We start from the raw sequence: 18,993 nt of genomic DNA on the forward strand, positions 1-18,993 counted from the left end.
TTGTGAGTGACTTGTGGCTGTTAGCGATTATTTTTTTAGGTCTTGTGGCTGGCTTAATTAGCGGCCGTATCAATCCAGCGGTATTGTTTTTATTTGCATTTTTGCTCTGTTACTTGCTTGGCATGGTTGCGCTCGATACCGCATTAACAAGCTTTACAAATATTGGCTTAGTCACACTCGTCCTGTTGGTATTGGCCGCGACGGCGTTAGAAAAAACCTCCCTGCTGGGAAAGTTGAGTCAAGTCATAGGCAATAGTTCTTTGCCTATGACAATGGCAAAGCTTGGGCTATCGACCGCCTTGCTGTCGTCCTTTACCAATAACACTGCGGTGGTGGCGTCGCTTATCGGGGTTGTGCGTCGCAATCAAGCACACGCACCCGCTAAGTTATTATTGCCGTTAAATTATGCGGCAATTTTAGGTGGCACACTGACCCTGATTGGTACCTCGACCAACTTGATTGTGAACTCCTTTGTGGAAAACGCCGGCTTACCCGCCTTAGGTTTTTTCGAGTTCACGCCGGTCGCGGTTGTGATCGTCGTCGCTGGTATGTTGTTATTGATCTTACTAGCGAACATTTTACCAGATAGACGGGAAGAGTCGGGTGAAGAGGCGCTCCCTTATTTGCTTGAAGCCCATGTGGCAAAAGGCTCGTCCTTAGTGGGTCGCAGTGTGGTCGATAACAAACTCAGGGCGCTGAAGAAGTTATATCTGGTTGAACTAGAACGCAGCGGCATTTGTATTTGCCCTGTGCCGCCCCAGTTAGTGCTGCAAGCGGACGACGTGCTGCGCTTCAGTGGCGCGGTGGAATCGGTTGAGTTATTGCATCAATTCGATGGATTAGATTGGTTTGGTAAGCATCAAGCTAAGGGACAAAATTTAGTTGAAGCTGTGCTCGCGCCATCATCTAGTTTAGTCGGCAGTTCGTTGAAAGAGTCACGTTTTCGTGAACAGTTCGATGCGGCCGTGATGGCTATTCGCCGCGGCAATCATCCGCTGAAGGGCGGGCTTGGCGACATTATTCTGCAACCCGGTGATGTGTTGTTATTGACGCCAGGCGATGGTTTCAGCAATAGCGCAAAATTGAGTTCAGAATTTGCGGCGATCAGCGGCTTAGATTTGAATGTGCGCTTAGACAGTCGCCGTGGTCGTTGGGTATTGCTCGGCTTTGCGGTCACGATCGTTTTGAGTGTCACCGGTGTATTGCCATTGGCTAAAGGTTTAGTGCTCCTGCTGCTGAGTTATTTTGTTATTGGCGCTGTCACTTTGGCTGAGCTTAAACGCCGTTTTCCATTGGAATTAGTGGTGATAGTGGGGAGTGCGTTAGGGCTCGCTAACTTGATGATGAGCACTGGCCTTGCGGACAGTTTAGCCCAAGGATTGCTCTCGGTTATCAATGGTTATGGGGTGTTTGGCGCTTTTGTCGGTGTGTATTTTATGACCTTGTTGTTGACTGAATTAGTTACCAATAATGCTGCCGCAGCGCTAGCTTTCCCCATCGCCTACGCGATTGCGCTTAATTACGGTGTCGATGCAAGACCCTTTATTATGGCCGTGGTCTTTGGTGCCAGCGCGAGCTTTATTTCACCCTACGGCTATCAAACCAATTTGATGGTATTTAACGCGGGTAATTATCGCTTCAGTGACTTCGTCCGCCTAGGATTGCCGTTATCTGTGCTGTATTCCCTGATAGTGATATTTATGGTGCCGATCATCTTTCCATTTTAGTGATTAGCTTGAGTTTATTGCCCTTGTGTGAGCCGTTTAACAGCATGGGGATTGAGGAGTTTTTATGACAAATATCGTGTGGCATCAACATCCTGTAGATCAAGCCGCCAGAGCCGAACAGAAAGGCCAAAATCCAGTATTACTGTGGTTTACCGGACTGTCTGGCGCGGGCAAGTCGACATTGGCGGGTGCATTAGAGCGGGCGTTATTTGAGGCGGGATTCCACACTTATTTGCTTGATGGTGATAATGTGCGCCATGGCCTGTGTAAAGACTTAGGGTTTACGGTTGAAGACCGTGACGAGAACCTGCGCCGTGTCGGCGAAGTGGCCAAATTAATGGTGGATGCTGGGCTTGTGGTGTTATCGGCCTTTATTTCCCCTACTCGTGAGGAGCGCGATAGCATTCGTGCCCGTTTCCCTGCCAGTCAGTTCATTGAAGTGCATGTGTCGACGCCATTAAGTGTGTGCGAGCAGCGTGATCCTAAGGGGTTATATGTGAAAGCACGCAGTGGTGAAATCAGTAATTTCACTGGTATTTCATCACCCTATGAAGCGCCATTAGCGGCAGAATTGACCATAGATACCAGCAAAGGCGATTTAGCGACTCAAGTGCGCGCTTTAATTGATTATCTGACGGCAATCAATGTTATCAATGCCGATAAGGCTAAAGCGCTCGCCTAGAGTTATGACTAGTTATGCCTAGCCATACCTTAGCAAGTGATTGAATGGTCATAAAAAAAAGGAGCCTTGGGCTCCTGTTTTGTTTTGAGCGCAATGCGTCCGCTATGTTCAATGCAGATATTCAAGCAACATGGTTCAAGCGCTATGCTCAAACACTATATTCAAACACCATAGTTCAAGCATCATGTTTAGACATCAAGTTTTAGCATCACATTCGGCCAGCATATTGGCTATCTATCGCCGTTGCGTATAATCGGTTAATTCAGGTTCAGCTCGGCGGTTTCTGGGGCTGTTACTGGAATTGCCAGACTGAAAACGCTGCCTTTACCTAACGTACTGCTGACCGTAATTTTCCCGCCAAGAAGTTGGCTGACAAGTTGATAGGTTAAGTGTAAACCCAGCCCAGTTCCACCATTTCCCCTACGAGTAGTAAAGAAGGGATCGAAGATTTGTTTCATCGTTTCCTCGCTCATCCCTATGCCATTGTCTGAGACTGTGATTTCGACTATTTGCTCTTCTATCATCTGCGCTGAAATTTTTATCTGACCATTTACTCTTCCCTCGAAGGCGTGGGTTATCGCATTGGTGACGAGGTTTTCAAGGGATTGTCCGAGTGCGCCTGGGTAGCTGTTCAGTTCGATATTGGCATCAACGTCGATTTCGAGCTCATGGGATTGCTTCTTCATCCGCAGCCATGAGGTATGTAGCATGTCTTGAACGAGACTCGTGAGCTTAAAACTACGGCGCTCCTCCCTTGTTCTATCGACGGCTAAGCGTTTGAAGCTACTGACTAAGGTCGCGGCTCTGCTTAAGTTGGCTTGCACTATCTCCGCGCCTTCATGGAAGTGAATAAAGTAACTGTCGACATCGGAACGCTTAAGACCCGTTTCGAAGGCGGTTTGCAGCTTAGTGCATTCATTTTTCATGCTCGATAACGTGACCTGTGCTGCGCCGACTGGGGTATTGAGTTCATGGGCGACGCCCGCCACCATCATGCCTAAGGATGAGAGTTTTCCCGTCTCGATGAGTTGTTGCTGAGTGTCGTGTAAGTGCTGTAACGATTCGGCTAACGCGGCATTGGATTGGGTGAGTTTTTGCTGTTGCTCGGTTAACTCTTGATTCAATTTGTCCCGTTCTCGCATGGACTTTGCAGCGCGCCAACAGATCCCACCGCCGAGTAACAGCAATAAAATCCCAAGACTGAGCGCTTCCAGCAGGCTGCGTTGATTAATCTTTGAGAGTTGATCATTGGGAACCCGTATCACAAGTTTCCAATCTTGGTCAGAAGTGTTGGTCGCATCTTGTACATTTTCATAATCCCAGAGCCCTTCGGGGGTGATAAAGGCACCTTCGCTATCTTGGGTAATCTGTTGCCAAGCATCGGGATTGAGCTTAGCTAAGGTTAATTCCGGGCGATTAAACATAAATGCCCAGGTGAGTTCTGGATTGGATGAGAGTAGCCAGTAACCCTCTTTATTCAGCAGTGAAAGCTCGACATTGCTGTTAGCCGTAATCTTGGCAATGGCGTCTAACATGGATTGGGCGAGGAAATTGAGGGCAATAAAGCCTTGGCGCTCGCCCGAAGGTAAAAACACGGGAGTGGTGACTCTTAATACGGGCTTGATTGGGTTTTCTATTTCTCCCTTTTCGACATTCAAATCTAAGGGCGAAAAGTAAAAACTATTAGGGGCTAAGCTTAAACTCTGGATGGCGTAATATCGCTTAGCCTTCAATTGCAATAATGGTTTAGCAACTATGTGTGGGAGATTCTGGACAAGATTGACTCTGACTTTTTCTAAGGCGTTATTATCGAGCCAACGTACTTGATCGTAGTTTTGTGATGCGGCACTAAAGCTCTCGAAGAAATGTTCGACCTGAGTGAGATCTTGCTCATTTCCCGCCGCCGCATCGAGGAGTGTTTGATATTTAGCAAGAAATAGGGCGTCGCGCTTAATATTACCAATATGGTAGGCAATGGTTTTAGCGGCATCACCTAAAAGGGTGTTCGCCTCTTGGTATAAGGGCACCATGGCATCTTCATGGCGCTTTTGATAAAGCAAAGTGGTGAGTATGGGCACCAACAATAACCACGGCAGCATGAATCTGAGCCAGTAGCCCCAGAAGGTAGGCTGAGTCAATTGCGATGGCGCTGTCATAGTGGTGTTTTTTGGTAGTTTTTAAGCCAAGTTAATAACTCCGGTAGTGGCATGGGCTTAGCATAAAAGTAGCCTTGGGCATCGTGGCAGCCGCGGTCGCTTAGCCATTTCGCTTGCTCTTTAGTCTCGACGCCTTCGGCAATCACATTCATGTGGAAGCGCTGTCCTAACAAGATAATGCTATCGACTATCGCAGCGGCGCCATCATCTGAGGTGACATTGTCGATAAAGGATTTATCAATCTTAATGCGGTCGAAGGTCAGTTTGCTGAGATAGGCTAATGAGGAAAATCCGGTACCAAAATCGTCAATCGCGACTCTAATATCTATCGAGCGTAAGTCATTTAACTGCTTGCGGATGGTTTCGAAATTTTGCATCGCAATCGATTCAGTGACTTCTACTTCTATCTGACCTAGAGGCATGTTAGCGTCGGCAATGTGCTGCTTTAAAATATCGACTATGTTCTCCTGTTCGAACTGCATGGCCGATAAGTTCACACCCATACACAAATTGGTATAACCCGCCTCATTGAGTGTGCAGAGTGCTTGGCAAGATTGCACGAATAGTTGCTCACCGAGTTGGGTGATCAAACCTGTCGCTTCGGCAATGGGGATAAAATCCAACGGCGGCACATTTTGACCATTGGGCAAGGTCCAGCGAGCCAGCGCTTCAACCCCGACGACTTCACCCGTTTTAATACATACTTGCGGCTGCAGTGCAATATGGATGTCATTACAGGTAATACTGTGTTGCAGCGCTTGTAAGAGTTCAAAGTGATAGGCCACATTATCATCATTGGCTTGTTGGTAAGTCACATGTTGTCTAATACCTAACTTTTTGGCGGTTTTCAGGGCCATGTTGACTTGCGTTATGGCGTCAACCGCAGTGCCATCGGCTAATTCTAGCGGCAGTGTGACAGTGCTGATATTGACCGTGATCTTCGATTTTCCCTGTTGATAGGGTTGAATAAACAGTCGACTAATAATGTCAGCGGTGACTAAGGTTTTAGGGCCGAGCACGGCAAATTTATCATCCTTGAGGCGAGCGACTAACACACAAGCATCAAAGTGTTCGCGCAAACAAGAGGCAACGTGTTTGAGCATCTCGTTACCTTGGGGCGAACCAAATACACGATTAAAGTCGGAAAACTTATCAATATCAATAATCAATAAATTAAATTTTTCGCGAATATCTTCCGCCAGCACGCCTTCTAAGGTGCGGAGCAACACGTTGAGATTAGGGATTTTGACGAGCGGATCTTCAAAAGCAATCTTATCTAGTTGGCTCATGAGCGACACGCTATGCAGGCCGCCACAAATATTCATGCTAAACACACGGATCATTTCAGTTTCCGTGATATCCAGTGGTCTGCCAGTGGCTAAATAAACGGAGTAATCGGCGCCTGCGAGTTCGTCGGGGAAGAAGAGGCAAGTAAAGTCATTTTCGATACGGGATTCCCTGCGGCTCAGGCAAAGTTCAAGTTGTGCCCGTATGTGTTGCTGCTCAAGCTGCTGTAAAGCATAGCCAAAATAAGGTTCAAACTCGCCCGATGCGGCAATGATTTGGTGGGAAATACCCTGTTCAGTTAATTCCCCCATTGATTTCACGCACACAATGCCACCATGGGGCAGGTTCAATAAGGTCGATAACTGGCGCAACATCTTGCCGGAAAGCTCTTTGATATTGCGTGAGGTGTAGAGTGCGCCGCTGGACTCGGCAATCAGTTGCAAGCCACGCTTAGCATTGGCAATACTGCTAATTTGTTGATATGAACGCAGACTCGTAGTGAGGATAGTTTGCAGCCTATCGGCCGATAACTCAGATTTAGTCCAATAGTCGTTGATGTCGTAATCACGCATCACGTCGAAAATAGGGGCCATGCCTGGCTGACCTGTAAGCAGAATAATGCGGATTTTTTCGTTGCCGAGTACTTCCCTAATACCACGCACCAAACGTAGCCCTGCATCTTCGGTTTCCATCACCACATCGACTAAGGCGATCGCAAAATCATTTTCCTTCGCTAATACTTGGCAAGCTTCTGCATAACTAAATGCTTGGGTGAGCTCAATTTTGCAGCCGAGAACGGTGAGGGTAGATAACGCAAAGGCGGTTGAACGTTGGAAGTTTGAGTCATCGTCCACCGCGAGTATTTTGACTGTTTTTTGATTTTCGAGGTGTTGTGGTGAAGACTGTTCGTCTAAAAAAAAGACATCTTGTTCTTGACTAATCATTCTCTCCATCCTTGAGATGCCATTCGCATCCTTATTCACTCAGCAAATAAAACGAGCATTTTTTATACATAGAGTATTTGCGACAGATGGAGTTTATTCAAGCAAATATTTTTATTAGTCAATAATATAAGCGATTATGTCGCTACTCGATCTTAAAATCCTTAGCGAACAAGAGTTGCAGGGCCTTGAGGTATTCTTGATCTGGCTTAGGTTGCACGAGTTGGGCGAGTTCATCACCAATCGGTGTTAAGCGATAATAACTAAAAAGCAGATTACCGCTCTTGGGCGTAAGCTTCATTTGTATGCCTTGCAGGGCAAATTGAATGGGGGTTTTATTGTTGAGTAAACCAGTTTCGAACTCGCTGCTGTGCAGTATACCCGCATCGACTAAGGTCAGAATGCTGGAGTAGGGTAGGCCAAACTGGGATAAACCTAAATTGACTGAGGTTGTTTTACGGAAATATTGGCCAATCCCACCCGACAAGCGGTAGCCACTGATGAGTTTTAGACGCTGTTCGCTATTGACCTTAGCCGCCATGCCAAGGGCCTTTTCAAGAATTTGTGCTTCCCTGTGGGTCAGTTGCTTGAGTAGCGCTAAGGTGCGCAGACTGAAGTTGCCGGGATTGACTATCTCGCTCGATAATATCCGTGCCCACAAGTCTTGCATCCTACGGTTATGGATTTGCTCCGCCATCAAAAAGAATTGATGACTCCAATCGGGATCGAGATCGACTCCAGTCACATCCGATGGCGTATAACTGAGGGCTAAGGCAAAAATGGTTTCCACATTGGCTTGATACTGGCTCGATAATTTGCGGGCTCTATGTTGGGCGCGTTCGGCGATGGAAGCATTCGCAGGGCGATATTCTTGCTCACTGGCTAAGCCTAATTGACGGCCGAGTAGCAGGGCTTTCTTGCGAGCAGATGCCTCGGATGTTGACTCGCCATCTTCTGCCAACATTAAAATATCTGAATCCTTCATCGCGTTAATCCTTGAGCCTGCATTAGGGGTGAAGTGAGGGCATAGCGCTCACCTTTATCTGTCTAACTTGTTTGCCTAGCTTTAGCATTTAACTTGAGTATCTTGTTTGAATAGCTCGCTTGAGTGCCTAGCTTAGATGGCGATCGCTTTAGCGTTCAGGTCTAGACTCTACATTGAGCTTAGCTTATTCCTAGGCCCGTTATTATGCCGCTTTATTCGACCGCTTTAGCGATGGATTTCGCTTTTTTGCTCGTCCAAGACCATAAGGTTTCATTACCCGGTTCAGGATGGCGCGGTACATTGAGCGCCAGAATTAACGAACATACGGCAAAGCCTGCGCCTATGTAAAATACCAAGGCGGGATCGGTTAACCATAATAAGCCCAAAAGCACAGGAATAATCACAGCGGCAATGTGATTAATGGTGAAACTGACCGACATAGTGGCGGCAATATCTTTGCTGTCGGCGATTTTTTGAAAATAGGTTTTCATCGCGATAGCCATAGCAAACAGTAAATGGTCGATCACATACAGCGCTGCCGCCATGTGTGCTTGCTCGACTAAGGCGTAACTGATGAAGACTATGATGAGTCCGACGTATTCCACTGTCAGCGCATTACGCTCACCAATTCGGCCAATAAACCGCCCAATCGCAGGCGCAAACAGCAGATTGACGACATAGTTTATTAAGAACAGCGCGGTAATTTCACTCACGCTATAACCAAACTTTTCGACCATCATAAAGCCCGCAAACACCATAAAGATTTGTCGTCTCGCACCCGAGAAAAAGGTCAGCAGGTAATAGAGCCAATAGCGCTTACGCAGAATGATTTTCTTATGTTGTACTTCCGTAGTCTCAAATTTAGGGTAATACCAAGTCATGGTTAGCACCATGACCAGACCTAACGCACCAATAATCAGATACATGTGTTGATAGTCTAACTTCAACCAGGTCATCACTAACCAAATACTGGCATAACCCACTAAGGCTGCGGCCGAGCGCCACGCCAGCGCTTTCCCCATAAAACCCGCGGCATCTTTTTTATCGACCCACTGCAGCGTCAGTGATTGGTTGATGGTTTCAAAATAGTGAAACCCAACAGACATCAACACCGTCGTCAGATACAGGCCGATGACTTGAGGAAAGAAACCTGTCACCGCCACGCCAATGCATAACAAGGCCAGCGAGAGTAGGGCGAAGGCTTGTTCTCGAATGAGTAAAAGCACAAAAATGGCGGTGAATGCCAAGAAACCCGGGATCTCGCGCAGGCTTTGTAACATGCCGATTTCAGCACCGGTGAACTGGGCTTTTTCAATCACGAAGTTATTGAGCAGTGCCTGCCAAACGGCAAACACGAGCGACATTACAAAGGTCATCCACAGCAAGAGTGCTTTAGGATCTTTGGTTTGAATGGATTTCATGGATATGGACTCAGGCGATAAGTGTGCAAATGCTAATGCTTTTTTGGCTAATAGGCTAGATCACTTAACGCTTAACGAGTGTGTGGTTTATGAATCAAGATAGCGATTTCTTTGAATAAAAATACGGCCGTCAGATCCGGTATACAATCAGATACTAATGTAATTTGTTTGTAAATTTAATTGTAAATTCTAATGCAAATCATTCTCAATTGATCTATTTTGTTCGCGCATTTACGGGGAAGCTGTTACACAGCGCGGAGAAAGAAATGAGAGCAGAGTTAAAGTTGAGTTCATTGGCCATCATGGTCACTGCGTTCATAGGTAGTGTTAATTGTACTGCACAGGCAGCGACGGACCCTGCGATTTTAGAGCAGGCTATCGCAAGGCAAGAGGCTCAATTACAAGAATTAAAGCAGCAGTTATCAGAATTAGCTGCGCAACAGAAACAGCAGCAAGTTCAGCAGACAGACTATCAAGCTAAGACCAGTGTCGCGGTAGATCGTGTTGAAACCGCCGCCGATAAACTTAGCAAGTTTTCATTTGAATCCTACGGTACCGCCGTTTATACCAGTGATGAGTACTTTGATAACGTCCAAGACACCACACCAGAGCGCCGTAATCGTTTCGATTTAGAACGTGTTGTCACTGAGTTTGGCTATCAATTTACCGATGCTTGGAGCATGGAAGTCGAGATAGAGTATGAGCATGGTGGCACAGGCGTCGCTTTAGAATACGATGGTTTTGATGAGTTCGGTGAATTTGAAACAGAAGTCGAAGCTGGCGGAGAGGTGATGATCGAAAAGGCTGAGCTGCGTTATCGTCCGTCTAAAGCCTTTGGTATTAAATTTGGTAATATCCATGTTCCTATTGGCTTGACCAGTATGCTGCACAAACCAAATCAATATCTTACCGTGATGCGTCATCGAAGCGAAGCCGCCATGATCCCCGCTGTTTGGAATGAAAACGGTATCGGAATATATGGTGAAATGGCCGATTTCCACTATCAGGCCCAAATTATCAGTGGTCTCAATTCAGAATATTTTAGAACCTATGATTGGGCTGCATCGGGTCATCAAAAACGCTTCGAGCATGTTAATGGCGACGATTTAGCATTTGCAGGACGTCTAGATTACGGCAACTTTAAAAAAGGTTCCGCCGTTGGTGTCGCTTACTACTATGGCAATACCAGTGGTAATCGTCACAAGAGTAATAAAATCAATGTGGATGGCACAGTTAGCATAGTGTCCGTCGCAGCGGCTTATGTTGAAGGTCCTTGGATCTTACGCGGTCAGTATCTCTACGGTACCTTGAGCGACAGCGATGCCATTACTCAAGCAAATAAAACAACGCCAGGCTTAAGGCCCGGTAACTTCGCACAGTTAGGATCGCAGTCACAGGCTTTCTTTGTTGAAGCTGGCATCGATTTGAATCATTTCACCTCTCTTCCGTTAACCGTATTTGCCAACATAGATTATTCCAATCCTTTGATGGAAGTCGAAACTGGCACAGCGACTCAGCGTTTTGAAAATACTTGGACCAGTGTCGGTATTAACTATTTCCCTATCCCACAGATAGTGATTAAAGCGGAAGCAGGCTTACAACAAGTGGCTGTCGCGAGCATTCCAGATACTAATTTCTTCGCCCTTGGCGTGGGTTATCAATTTTCGCTCTAGTCACATTCACTTTTGATGGAACAAATAGGACATTAAGCACTATGACATTACGTAAAACGGCAATAGCCATCGCCCTTATGAGTACCTTAGCTGCCTGTGGTGGTTCTGGATCGGATGATTCAACGCCCACAACACCAACTACACCGGATAATCGCTTTAGTTACGCCGCCACTGAGATGATCATTAACTTGACCGATGACGTTATCGTGGCTGGTTATGCGGACTTAGCCGCGAAAGCGGAAGCACTTTTACTGGCGACTCAGAAGCTAACTAACTCAACAGCACAAGCGGATTTAGACGCAGCTCAAGCTGCGTGGAAAGCGGCACGTTTACCTTGGGAACAAGGTGAATCACATATTTTTGGCCCAGTTGACTCACTTAGCATCGATCCACATCTTGATAGCTGGCCACTCAATACGACCGATCTACAAACACAGCTAAATACTAACTCAGGTTTTGATGCTGAGACGATTAAGGGCTGGAACGATGATGTACAAGGTTTTCATACCATTGAATTTTTATTATTCGGCGATGGTGTGAATGGTAATACTAAACCTATCAGTCAGTTAACAGCAAAAGAACGTGAGTATCTCATTGCACTGGCCGAAGTGTTCCGTGATTACACTAAGCAGCTCGACGATGCTTGGCAGATAAACCACAATCCGCAAGATGCTGCCGCTAAACCCTACGCTGAGTTGCTGAAGAATCCCGGTGTAGCAGGCAATACTATTTACTCATCGCAATTGGCTGTAGTTGAAGAGTTGATCAATGGCATGATTGCGATTGTCGATGAGGTCGGTAACGGTAAGATTGCTGATCCCTTTGGTGATTCCCTTGCCACCGCTGATACTTCAAAGGTGGAGTCGCAATATTCTTGGAACTCATTAGATGACTTTGCCAATAACATCATTGGTGTACGAAATGTATATCAAGGAGAGTTTACCGGTAACAGTGATCGTCAGGGCATCATTAACTTCGTGGCCGCTGCCGATGCGAACTTAGCGACACGTGTTAGCAGTGAAATCGATGATGCCATTATCAAGATCCGCGCTATTGCCGGCAGCAATCAACAGCCTTTCCGCCAAGCGATTAAAGATGATGCGGGAAGAGCGCGAATTCAAGTGGCTGTGGATGCCTTGACTAAGCTGAAAACCACACTTGAGTCTGATGTCATACCATTACTTTCTCGTTGGAAATCTTAATTTCATATTCAGAGCAATGCTAAGGCGATAGAGGTTCTTGGCATTGTCATGAAATGACGCTAAACGACGGAACCCGTTTGGTGAGTTATGTCTTAAGCAGCAAGGATGCAATTGCATAGTTGCTGCTTTGTCATTTTATTTGTGTGAGATTTTTGATGAATAACAGACACGTTTTATTACCTGCATTTTTCATCGGCTGTTTACAGCTGAGCGCCTGTGGTGGCAGTGGCGATGCACAAGATGTTGATACACCCATACCTGAACCCATTGTTTATCCTGAATATACGGATATCACTGCCAGCGGCGGCGCAACGACAACCTTTGATGCAGGCAATTCAGGACATGGTTTCTCTACACCATCGGTAAATCTAACAGCGACTGAACTTGCGCTGCACATGGCGGGCGATAAGTTTTTTGAGACTTCTTTTACCACGGCGCCAAACGCTGAGCACCCTGAGTTAGATGGTTTAGGCCCCGTATTTAATAACGCTAACTGCAATGCATGCCATCAACGTGATGGACGCAACTCGACTCCACAAGTCAGCGCAGGTCAGGCACGAGTCAAACTGGGATCAGATGCGGGCATCTTTTTGCGGATAAGTAAGGCTGCCAATGACGTCTGTATTAAAGGCGATGTGAGTAATGATTATTGTGCACCCATTCCAGTACCTGATTTCGGCGGACAACTGTTTCATCGAGGCGTACTGCAAGCACGTGGTGATTGGCAACAGAATCAGTTTATTGGGCAAGCGGATGTTTACTTATCTTATGAGACAAAATCAGTTACTTACCCAGACGGTACTGAAGTCTTATTGAAGAAGCCGCTATTTGAAGTGGAAAACCCCTATGATGCGCCAGGAGAAACTAAGCAAAGCCCCAATTTGACCTCAAATCTTTTGCAAGACGATGTGTTAATGGGATGGCGTAATGGAATGCCAGTATTTGGCTTAGGTTTGCTCGAAGCGATTGCGCAGGAGGATATTTTGCAACATGTCGATGAAAATGATGCAAATCATGATGGGATTTCTGCAAGGGCAAACTATGTTTTTGATGCTGTGAAGGCACAAACGGGCGATCCAGAACCTGTGTCTTTAGGCCGTTTTGGTTGGAAGGCGAATACCCCAAGTGTGCGTGTACAATCCCTAGGTGCACTGCGTGGCGATATTGGCATAACCAATCCTTTATTCCCTGATGAAAGTATCAAAGGTACGGCGCTACACGATGCTTATCTCACTCGAACAGGTTTTATTGATACAGGGGAAGATGAAAATGGTGCGCCTGAAGTCGGAGCTGAGTTCAGTGATGCTGTTGTTTTTTATGCTGAAACCTTGGCAGTTCCTGCAAGGCGGAATGTCGCTCAACCGAATGTAAGAGAGGGGGCGAGATTATTCACTCAACTTAATTGTACCGCTTGTCATGTGCCCTCTTATACCACTAAAACGAGTGGTGACATTGGTGGACGAGCCATGAGTGATAGCTTAAAAGGACAGAAGATATATCCCTTCACTGATTTATTATTACACGATATGGGCGAAGGGCTCGCCGATGGCCGACCAGACTTTTTAGCCTCGGGAAACGAATGGCGTACAAGGCCACTATGGGGTATAGGTTTAACTCAGACGGTTAATCCTCAAGCCGGTTTCTTACATGATGGACGAGCCGCAACTCTAGAAGAAGCGATATTGTGGCATGGTGGTGAAGCTGAAAAGAGTCAAATTGCCTTTATGAATTTATCTAAAAATGAACGTGAGCAAGTCATTGCATTTTTAATGTCTTTGTAAGGCGTGAAAAGATGATTTGTCGATTCATCCTGTTTACTGTATTTCAGTATGGGCAAACCTCAGGGTTTGCCTTTTTTTGTGAGCTTGCTAAAACTACCGCATATACCTGAGTGGTTTGGGGCTAAGCCCGTGATCTATTTCATGTAAATTGCAGGGTAAATCACCTAATATGAAATATCTTAATGGTTATTTTACGTTTGCATATCCAGTTAAACCCCACTGGAATGCCAATGACTCTGAGTGTCTATCGCTGCTTTTTGTGTATTTAGTCTGTGCGTTGTGATGTCACTTGATGTGCAAAACGGGCATAGAGAGTCGAAATTAAGCCGCCAGTAACAGTATTTTTTAGGCCGCTTATGGTTATTTTACTTGGGATTAATCGAGGCTAAATTGAAAAGAATTCTCATCATTTATTCTAGTGTTCACGGCCAGACCCAAAAGATTGCAACTAAGCTCGCGCAGCAGTTAACGGCCTTGGACAATGACGTGGTTACCGCTGATATTAAGGCCGCTCCCGCGCTCAATGAGTTCGATAAAATCATCATAGGCGCCAGTATTCGCCATGGTAAACATAATCCTAGCTTGTACGAATTTATCGAAAAGCATCAAGCCGTGTTGACGGATAAGGTCAGTGGTTTTTTCTCCGTTAGCTTAGTGGCGCGTAAACCCGAGAAAAACACGCCAGAAACTAATCCTTATATGCAGGCATTCTTAAGTAAAACCACTTGGCGGCCACAGTTATTACGAGTTTTTGGTGGTAACTTGAACTATCAAGGCTATAACGCCTTAGATAGAAATATTATCCGTTTCATCATGTGGCTAACTAAAGGACCTACGGATCCTGTTACGAATGTGGAATACACGGATTGGCAGAAAGTGGCTGATTTTGGTGAGCAGATCCATCGCGCCTAATTTTTGCATTAAATCGCGGCGCCGCGTTTTGCCCCTAGCCCACTTTATTCGCGCTCATTAAGCCGTCACGAATGCATTCATCGCAAAGGGCAAGGACAAAGGAAGCATTAAGTAGGATAAAAAATATGATGAGTAAACTCAGCTCCTTGTTCCGAGTCATGATGGAGTATCTGCATGTGTGGATTGTGATATCGAGCAGTTTACTTGTCTGTGCCAGCCCATGGATTTTTATGGGCCGACGGATACCCGATAACGCCGGTTTTTGGGATTATTTGCATGTGTATCTAGGTTTAGCGTGCGCAGTGCTGGGGGTATTGTTCTTATTCAGCAATACCTTACATAGCAAATGGCACCAATACTTTGGCTGGCTAGTTGGCGATTGGGCACAGTTAAAACAGGATATAGTTGGACTCACAAAAGGCAAATTCCCCGTCGCAGGCGGCAAAGGGTTATTTAGTGCCATCGAAGGTATAGGTATGCTACTGCTGGTGGCGACTGGGATTACGGGTGTCGTTTGGTTGTTATTTCAAGGCACACCCACAGCGCTGGCGTGGCGCGGTTATCATCAAATTTTTGCGCAGGCTTTTATCGGTTTCTTGATCGTACATCTAGTCTTGGCAGCGAGCCATATTCTCGATTTTATTAGGCAATAATAGATTGGAAAATATCACTAAGTGACTGTGTTTATATAGGCGATTGAATTAAGTACTCATATTGCAAGCTTGTATCGAATGCGAATAAAAATGGCCTCCTAATTTGGAGGCCATTTTTTATGCTAGCGCGTATCTTGGATTAACGCTTGTACCTTAAACGAACCTATGTGTCTGGAATTAGCTAAGACGTTGCTGACGTGTCACCCCTATCGCGGCGGCAAAGACTAGAAATAACCAGCCTAGGCTACCACCCGATGAGGTTTTAGCAGCTGTGGCATCTTTCTCAACGGCAAGATAGTTAATTAACCCAATCAACTCATCTAAGGTTTTGATGCTGTTTAAGTTTACTGCGTATTTATCGTTCACGATAAAGGCGGGGACGCTGTCGATTTTGAATTCATTTTGCTGAGTGCGCCACAGGGCCAGCTTTTCATCGGTGCTTTTGCTATCGGCTAATTCGTCGTATTTAGCGGCATCGACACCAAATTGGGCGAAGACTTTTTTGATGTCATCACGGCTATTAATTTGCGGCTCGTGTTGATGGCCTGGTGCACTATGATCGTGACCGTTTGCGCCCTCAGCACCTTGGATTGCGGTAAACATGGCATGTGTTAAGGCTTCTTTGTTATCAAGGCTTTGGATCACGGCCAAAGAGCGCATCACTTCGGTGCCAATGTCGCTATTCATAAAGTCGACATGCTTATTGTCGAAACTTATCTGTTTGTTGAGGTTTGCCTTGATATCGGGCAAATAATTGGTTTCCATGTTGAAGCAGTTATGACAATAAAATGAATAGAATTCAGTCAGTTTAGGTTCGCTGCTAGGCGCTTTTGCCGAGATTTGAGTGTAGTGTGTGCCTTCAACAAAATTGGCGGCAAAGGTGCTCAAGGGCGCAATCGCTAAGGTAACAGCCAAGGCTAATTGTTTAATCATAGTTTCCTCAAATTCGGTGGGATTGAATTCACTGTGTCAGTTGTGGGTATCGTCGATATTTAACGGCCAACAGAAGCCATAAAGTGAGCTTCAATCTAGAAGTTTAGCTAGCCAAAATGCCAGCGTAACGCATAGGTTCAGGTTAAATGGAAAGGCTTAATTATGACTGAATTGGCCCGTCACGACTGGGCTAAATCTGTGATCCCAATGGAAGTTTTGTCTTAGATTTACTTTAGCGTCGCCTTGGCGTCGCAATAGTGCAGACAGGATCACACCGCTAAAGCGATAGGTGTCGATAGGTAACGATTCGATAGGTGTTGATTAATGGCAAGTACTATCGCTGGTGAAATGCTTAGGCAATGTCCCTAAGTGACTGCCACGCTTCACACACTTCGCGAAACCGAGCCGCATCACCTTCGGGTCGGTCTGGGTGCCACTTGAGCGCTAAACGGCGCCATTGCTTGCGGATATCACGGGCGGTGGCACTCTCGTCTAATTCGAAAACTCGCAGTGCATTACCCTTATTCATCAGATTGATATTTAAGCCAATATAGCTCTTATAATTGCTCCAGAAGGCTTCAAGCAATTCACGCACTACGTTTTCGCTGGTGTCGTAGTTGTTCCAATCGAGATAATACTCACGCAGGGAAGTATCTTGCATAATCAGAAGGTTAACGTTTGATGGGACTAAGCGGAAGATTTGGATTTCCATGGCTTTGACTTGTAGCCATTGCTTTGGCAGTAATATTTCCTGCAGCTCAAACAGGGCGTTCATCAGTAGGAAGTTACGTTTGAATAAATCGTTACCCGGATTTTCATCAAGCTGGTGGATCAGCCCTTGGGTTTGTAATTCTGTGGCTAAGTGATGGATTTTCCAACTTTGGTTTGAGGCTTGTAAAACCGTGAGTAATGGCCAAATCAGTGGATTATCGCCCTTAGTGTTTGCAACTCGAATCGATTGAGGTTCTTCAGTGAGCGAGGGTTTGGCAAATAACATACTGACTGTCCCATCCTAAATTGTGAGTGTGACCAATGCGCCGATAAAAACCGCTGGGCTGCAAAAAAGATGACTCGAAACGACGATCTGCTAAGCTATGCCGTCCTGAACTGTGCAGCAAATCATGCCATAGAGGCAAAGTGTAGGCAAAGATGAATTTTAGAGCAATACCATGGTGGTTTACTCCTACTTTAGATGGTTTCTTGTGCAAATAAGTCGTTAATAGCAGACAGGTTTTAGGATGTTGTTGCTGAAGCGGGTTACTGCGCTAAAAAATATGCCCTTGTTTATATCACATCAAATCAAGGGCATGCTGATTGCTCACTTAAGAGGTAGAACTAGATTTCGGTGAAAATCACCTCTTGTTCTAGGCGAGATTTAGGCAATTTAGCGTTGAAATCATCTTCTGCGTGATAACCCAAGGCGACAACCACGCAGGCGCATAGACCTTGCTCTCTTAAGCCTAAGACTTGATTCATTTTAGTGGCATCAAAACCTTCAATCGGACACGCATCAATATCTAATACACTTGCGCCGAGCATTAAGGTGCCGAGCGCTAAATAGACCTGTTTCTCCATCCAATGTTGGGCATCTTTCATCTCAAACTTATGCATGTTGGCGAAGAAAGAACGGCCATTATGCTGGGCTTGTTTGGCTTCCTCATTAGCTAAGCGGCCATCTTTTTCCTCTTGTTCAAGGATTTGCAGCAAATACGCTTCATCTAATTGAGTGCGAGTGCAGAGCACCACCACATGGGAAGCATTGAGGATTTTTTGGGTATTAAACGCATAATTCTCGGTTGCTTGAGCGACTAACGCTTTTCCTTCGGCCGTGCTTGCTAATACAAAATGCCAAGGCTGTGAGTTAACTGACGAGGGGCTGAATTGCAGTAGGGTTTTGATGTCTGCAATTTTTTCCGCTGGAATCGTCTTTGTTGGATCAAAGGCTTTAGTGGTGTAACGTTTTTTGGCGAAGAAACTTAAATCACTCATGTAACAGCTCCAAATCATCAGGAATACAAATTCAATGGCAGCATTTTAAGCAGGTTCAAGTAAAAAACAATGTGATCAAGACAGGTATTAGTTTCAAAAAAAATTTGAAACTGGATTTAGGATAAGTGATGAAAATGATTGAAACACAAAGAAGCTTAATTGAAGTGCTAGATAGGAATTCTGCGCATTTGTTGTTGAACTACTATCAAGATAATCAACAACATTTAGCGCCTTGGGAACCTATTCGTGGAAGTCATTATTTAACACTTGAATATTGGCAAGAGTCGTTAACTGCGTCGGAGCAAGCTTTTAGCAATGGTAGTGAGTTTAAGTTTGTCGCACTGACAAAAAACAGGCAGGAAGTCATAGGCATCTGTAATTTTACAGGCGTTACCCGCGGAGCTTTTCAAGCCTGTTTCCTTGGCTATTCTATTTCGCAAAGATTTGAGGGGCAGGGGTTGATGACTGAGATCTTATCTGCAGGAATAGATTACATGTTCAAGGAAGTTGGGCTTCATCGGATCATGGCAAATTATATGCCTGAAAATAAGCGCAGTGCTGCGGTTTTGGCGCAACTAGGATTTGAAAAGGAAGGTTTTGCCCGAGATTACTTGATGATTGCAGGGCAATGGCGGGATCACGTATTGACAG

The 18,993-nt window shown here is 45.6% G+C and carries 15 protein-coding genes; 8 read left to right on the plus strand and 7 right to left on the minus strand.

Annotated features, from left to right (window positions below):
- The first annotated feature begins 2 nt into the window (after positions 1–2).
- Together FW758_RS15385 and cysC are read left to right on the plus strand one after the other, a co-directional pair.
- The gene (locus FW758_RS15385; RefSeq protein ID WP_446445839.1) at positions 3–1,727 is read left to right on the plus strand and encodes an SLC13 family permease; all 1,725 of its coding nucleotides are present in this window, start codon (positions 3–5) and stop codon (positions 1,725–1,727) included.
- A 64-nt stretch (positions 1,728–1,791) separates the two neighbouring features.
- Positions 1,792–2,409, plus strand: a complete 618-nt coding sequence (cysC, locus tag FW758_RS15390; protein ID WP_006082881.1) for an adenylyl-sulfate kinase — start codon at positions 1,792–1,794, stop codon at positions 2,407–2,409.
- 257 nt (positions 2,410–2,666) lie between these two features.
- Here the strand turns inward: cysC and FW758_RS15395 are convergent, their stop codons facing one another.
- From FW758_RS15395 to FW758_RS15410, 4 genes are all read right to left on the minus strand, one after another.
- Positions 2,667–4,565: a sensor histidine kinase gene (locus FW758_RS15395; protein WP_446445840.1), complete on the minus strand. Its 1,899-nt coding sequence runs from the start codon at positions 4,563–4,565 to the stop codon at positions 2,667–2,669.
- Positions 4,562–6,796, minus strand: a complete 2,235-nt coding sequence (locus FW758_RS15400) for an EAL domain-containing protein (RefSeq protein WP_446445841.1) — start codon at positions 6,794–6,796, stop codon at positions 4,562–4,564. Before FW758_RS15400 ends, FW758_RS15395 begins: the two co-directional genes overlap by 4 nt.
- A gap of 142 nt (positions 6,797–6,938) precedes the next feature.
- Positions 6,939–7,778 (minus strand): TIGR03899 family protein, encoded by an 840-nt coding sequence (locus FW758_RS15405; protein WP_300476861.1) that lies wholly within the window; start codon positions 7,776–7,778, stop codon positions 6,939–6,941.
- A gap of 212 nt (positions 7,779–7,990) precedes the next feature.
- Positions 7,991–9,199, minus strand: coding sequence for an MFS transporter (locus tag FW758_RS15410; protein ID WP_006085917.1), 1,209 nt, complete (start codon positions 9,197–9,199; stop codon positions 7,991–7,993).
- Between the two features lie 266 nt (positions 9,200–9,465).
- On the opposite strand from FW758_RS15410, the gene FW758_RS15415 reads away from it, so the two are divergent.
- The 5 genes from FW758_RS15415 to FW758_RS15435 all read left to right on the plus strand — a co-directional run bounded on the left by FW758_RS15415 (position 9,466) and on the right by FW758_RS15435 (position 15,420).
- Positions 9,466–10,872 (plus strand): hypothetical protein, encoded by a 1,407-nt coding sequence (locus FW758_RS15415; protein ID WP_432367992.1) that lies wholly within the window; start codon positions 9,466–9,468, stop codon positions 10,870–10,872.
- A 41-nt stretch (positions 10,873–10,913) separates the two neighbouring features.
- Positions 10,914–12,074: an imelysin family protein gene (locus FW758_RS15420; RefSeq protein ID WP_006085915.1), complete on the plus strand. Its 1,161-nt coding sequence runs from the start codon at positions 10,914–10,916 to the stop codon at positions 12,072–12,074.
- A 155-nt stretch (positions 12,075–12,229) separates the two neighbouring features.
- Positions 12,230–13,855 carry a di-heme oxidoredictase family protein gene (locus tag FW758_RS15425; RefSeq protein ID WP_446445842.1) on the plus strand — a complete coding sequence of 542 codons (1,626 nt, stop codon included), beginning with the start codon at positions 12,230–12,232 and terminating at the stop codon, positions 13,853–13,855.
- A gap of 390 nt (positions 13,856–14,245) precedes the next feature.
- Entirely contained in the window at positions 14,246–14,767 is a 522-nt protein-coding gene (hemG, locus tag FW758_RS15430) for a menaquinone-dependent protoporphyrinogen IX dehydrogenase (protein ID WP_071940224.1), read from the plus strand.
- A 125-nt stretch (positions 14,768–14,892) separates the two neighbouring features.
- Positions 14,893–15,420, plus strand: a complete 528-nt coding sequence (locus FW758_RS15435; RefSeq protein ID WP_071940125.1) for a cytochrome b/b6 domain-containing protein — start codon at positions 14,893–14,895, stop codon at positions 15,418–15,420.
- A gap of 177 nt (positions 15,421–15,597) precedes the next feature.
- Here FW758_RS15435 and FW758_RS15440 read toward each other — a convergent pair whose 3' ends face one another.
- The 3 genes from FW758_RS15440 to nfsB form a co-directional block, all read right to left on the minus strand.
- On the minus strand, positions 15,598–16,353 hold the full coding sequence (locus FW758_RS15440; RefSeq protein ID WP_446445843.1) for a DsbA family protein: 756 nt from the start codon (positions 16,351–16,353) through the stop codon (positions 15,598–15,600).
- A 352-nt stretch (positions 16,354–16,705) separates the two neighbouring features.
- Positions 16,706–17,350, minus strand: coding sequence for a DNA-J related domain-containing protein (locus FW758_RS15445; protein WP_071940128.1), 645 nt, complete (start codon positions 17,348–17,350; stop codon positions 16,706–16,708).
- Between the two features lie 338 nt (positions 17,351–17,688).
- The gene (nfsB, locus tag FW758_RS15450; protein ID WP_446445844.1) at positions 17,689–18,342 is read right to left on the minus strand and encodes an oxygen-insensitive NAD(P)H nitroreductase; all 654 of its coding nucleotides are present in this window, start codon (positions 18,340–18,342) and stop codon (positions 17,689–17,691) included.
- A 128-nt stretch (positions 18,343–18,470) separates the two neighbouring features.
- Between nfsB and rimJ the strand changes: the two genes are divergently transcribed.
- A partial coding sequence (gene rimJ / locus FW758_RS15455) for a ribosomal protein S5-alanine N-acetyltransferase (RefSeq protein ID WP_446445845.1) occupies positions 18,471–18,993 on the plus strand: 523 nt, incomplete at its 3' end.

This window comes from Shewanella sp. 1180_01 (assembly GCF_052850535.1).

Excerpts from the sequence above, each read along its gene's own strand:
- cysC (WP_006082881.1), top strand. The coding sequence starts at position 1,792 with ATGACAAATATCGTGTGGCATCAACATCCTGTAGATCAAGCCGCCAGA.
- FW758_RS15395 (WP_446445840.1), bottom strand. The coding sequence starts at position 4,565 with ATGACAGCGCCATCGCAATTGACTCAGCCTACCTTCTGGGGCTACTGG.
- FW758_RS15400 (WP_446445841.1), bottom strand. The coding sequence starts at position 6,796 with ATGATTAGTCAAGAACAAGATGTCTTTTTTTTAGACGAACAGTCTTCA.
- FW758_RS15405 (WP_300476861.1), bottom strand. The coding sequence starts at position 7,778 with ATGAAGGATTCAGATATTTTAATGTTGGCAGAAGATGGCGAGTCAACA.
- FW758_RS15410 (WP_006085917.1), bottom strand. The coding sequence starts at position 9,199 with ATGAAATCCATTCAAACCAAAGATCCTAAAGCACTCTTGCTGTGGATG.
- FW758_RS15415 (WP_432367992.1), top strand. The coding sequence starts at position 9,466 with ATGAGAGCAGAGTTAAAGTTGAGTTCATTGGCCATCATGGTCACTGCG.
- FW758_RS15420 (WP_006085915.1), top strand. The coding sequence starts at position 10,914 with ATGACATTACGTAAAACGGCAATAGCCATCGCCCTTATGAGTACCTTA.
- FW758_RS15425 (WP_446445842.1), top strand. The coding sequence starts at position 12,230 with ATGAATAACAGACACGTTTTATTACCTGCATTTTTCATCGGCTGTTTA.
- FW758_RS15435 (WP_071940125.1), top strand. The coding sequence starts at position 14,893 with ATGATGAGTAAACTCAGCTCCTTGTTCCGAGTCATGATGGAGTATCTG.
- FW758_RS15440 (WP_446445843.1), bottom strand. The coding sequence starts at position 16,353 with ATGATTAAACAATTAGCCTTGGCTGTTACCTTAGCGATTGCGCCCTTG.
- FW758_RS15445 (WP_071940128.1), bottom strand. The coding sequence starts at position 17,350 with ATGTTATTTGCCAAACCCTCGCTCACTGAAGAACCTCAATCGATTCGA.
- nfsB (WP_446445844.1), bottom strand. The coding sequence starts at position 18,342 with ATGAGTGATTTAAGTTTCTTCGCCAAAAAACGTTACACCACTAAAGCC.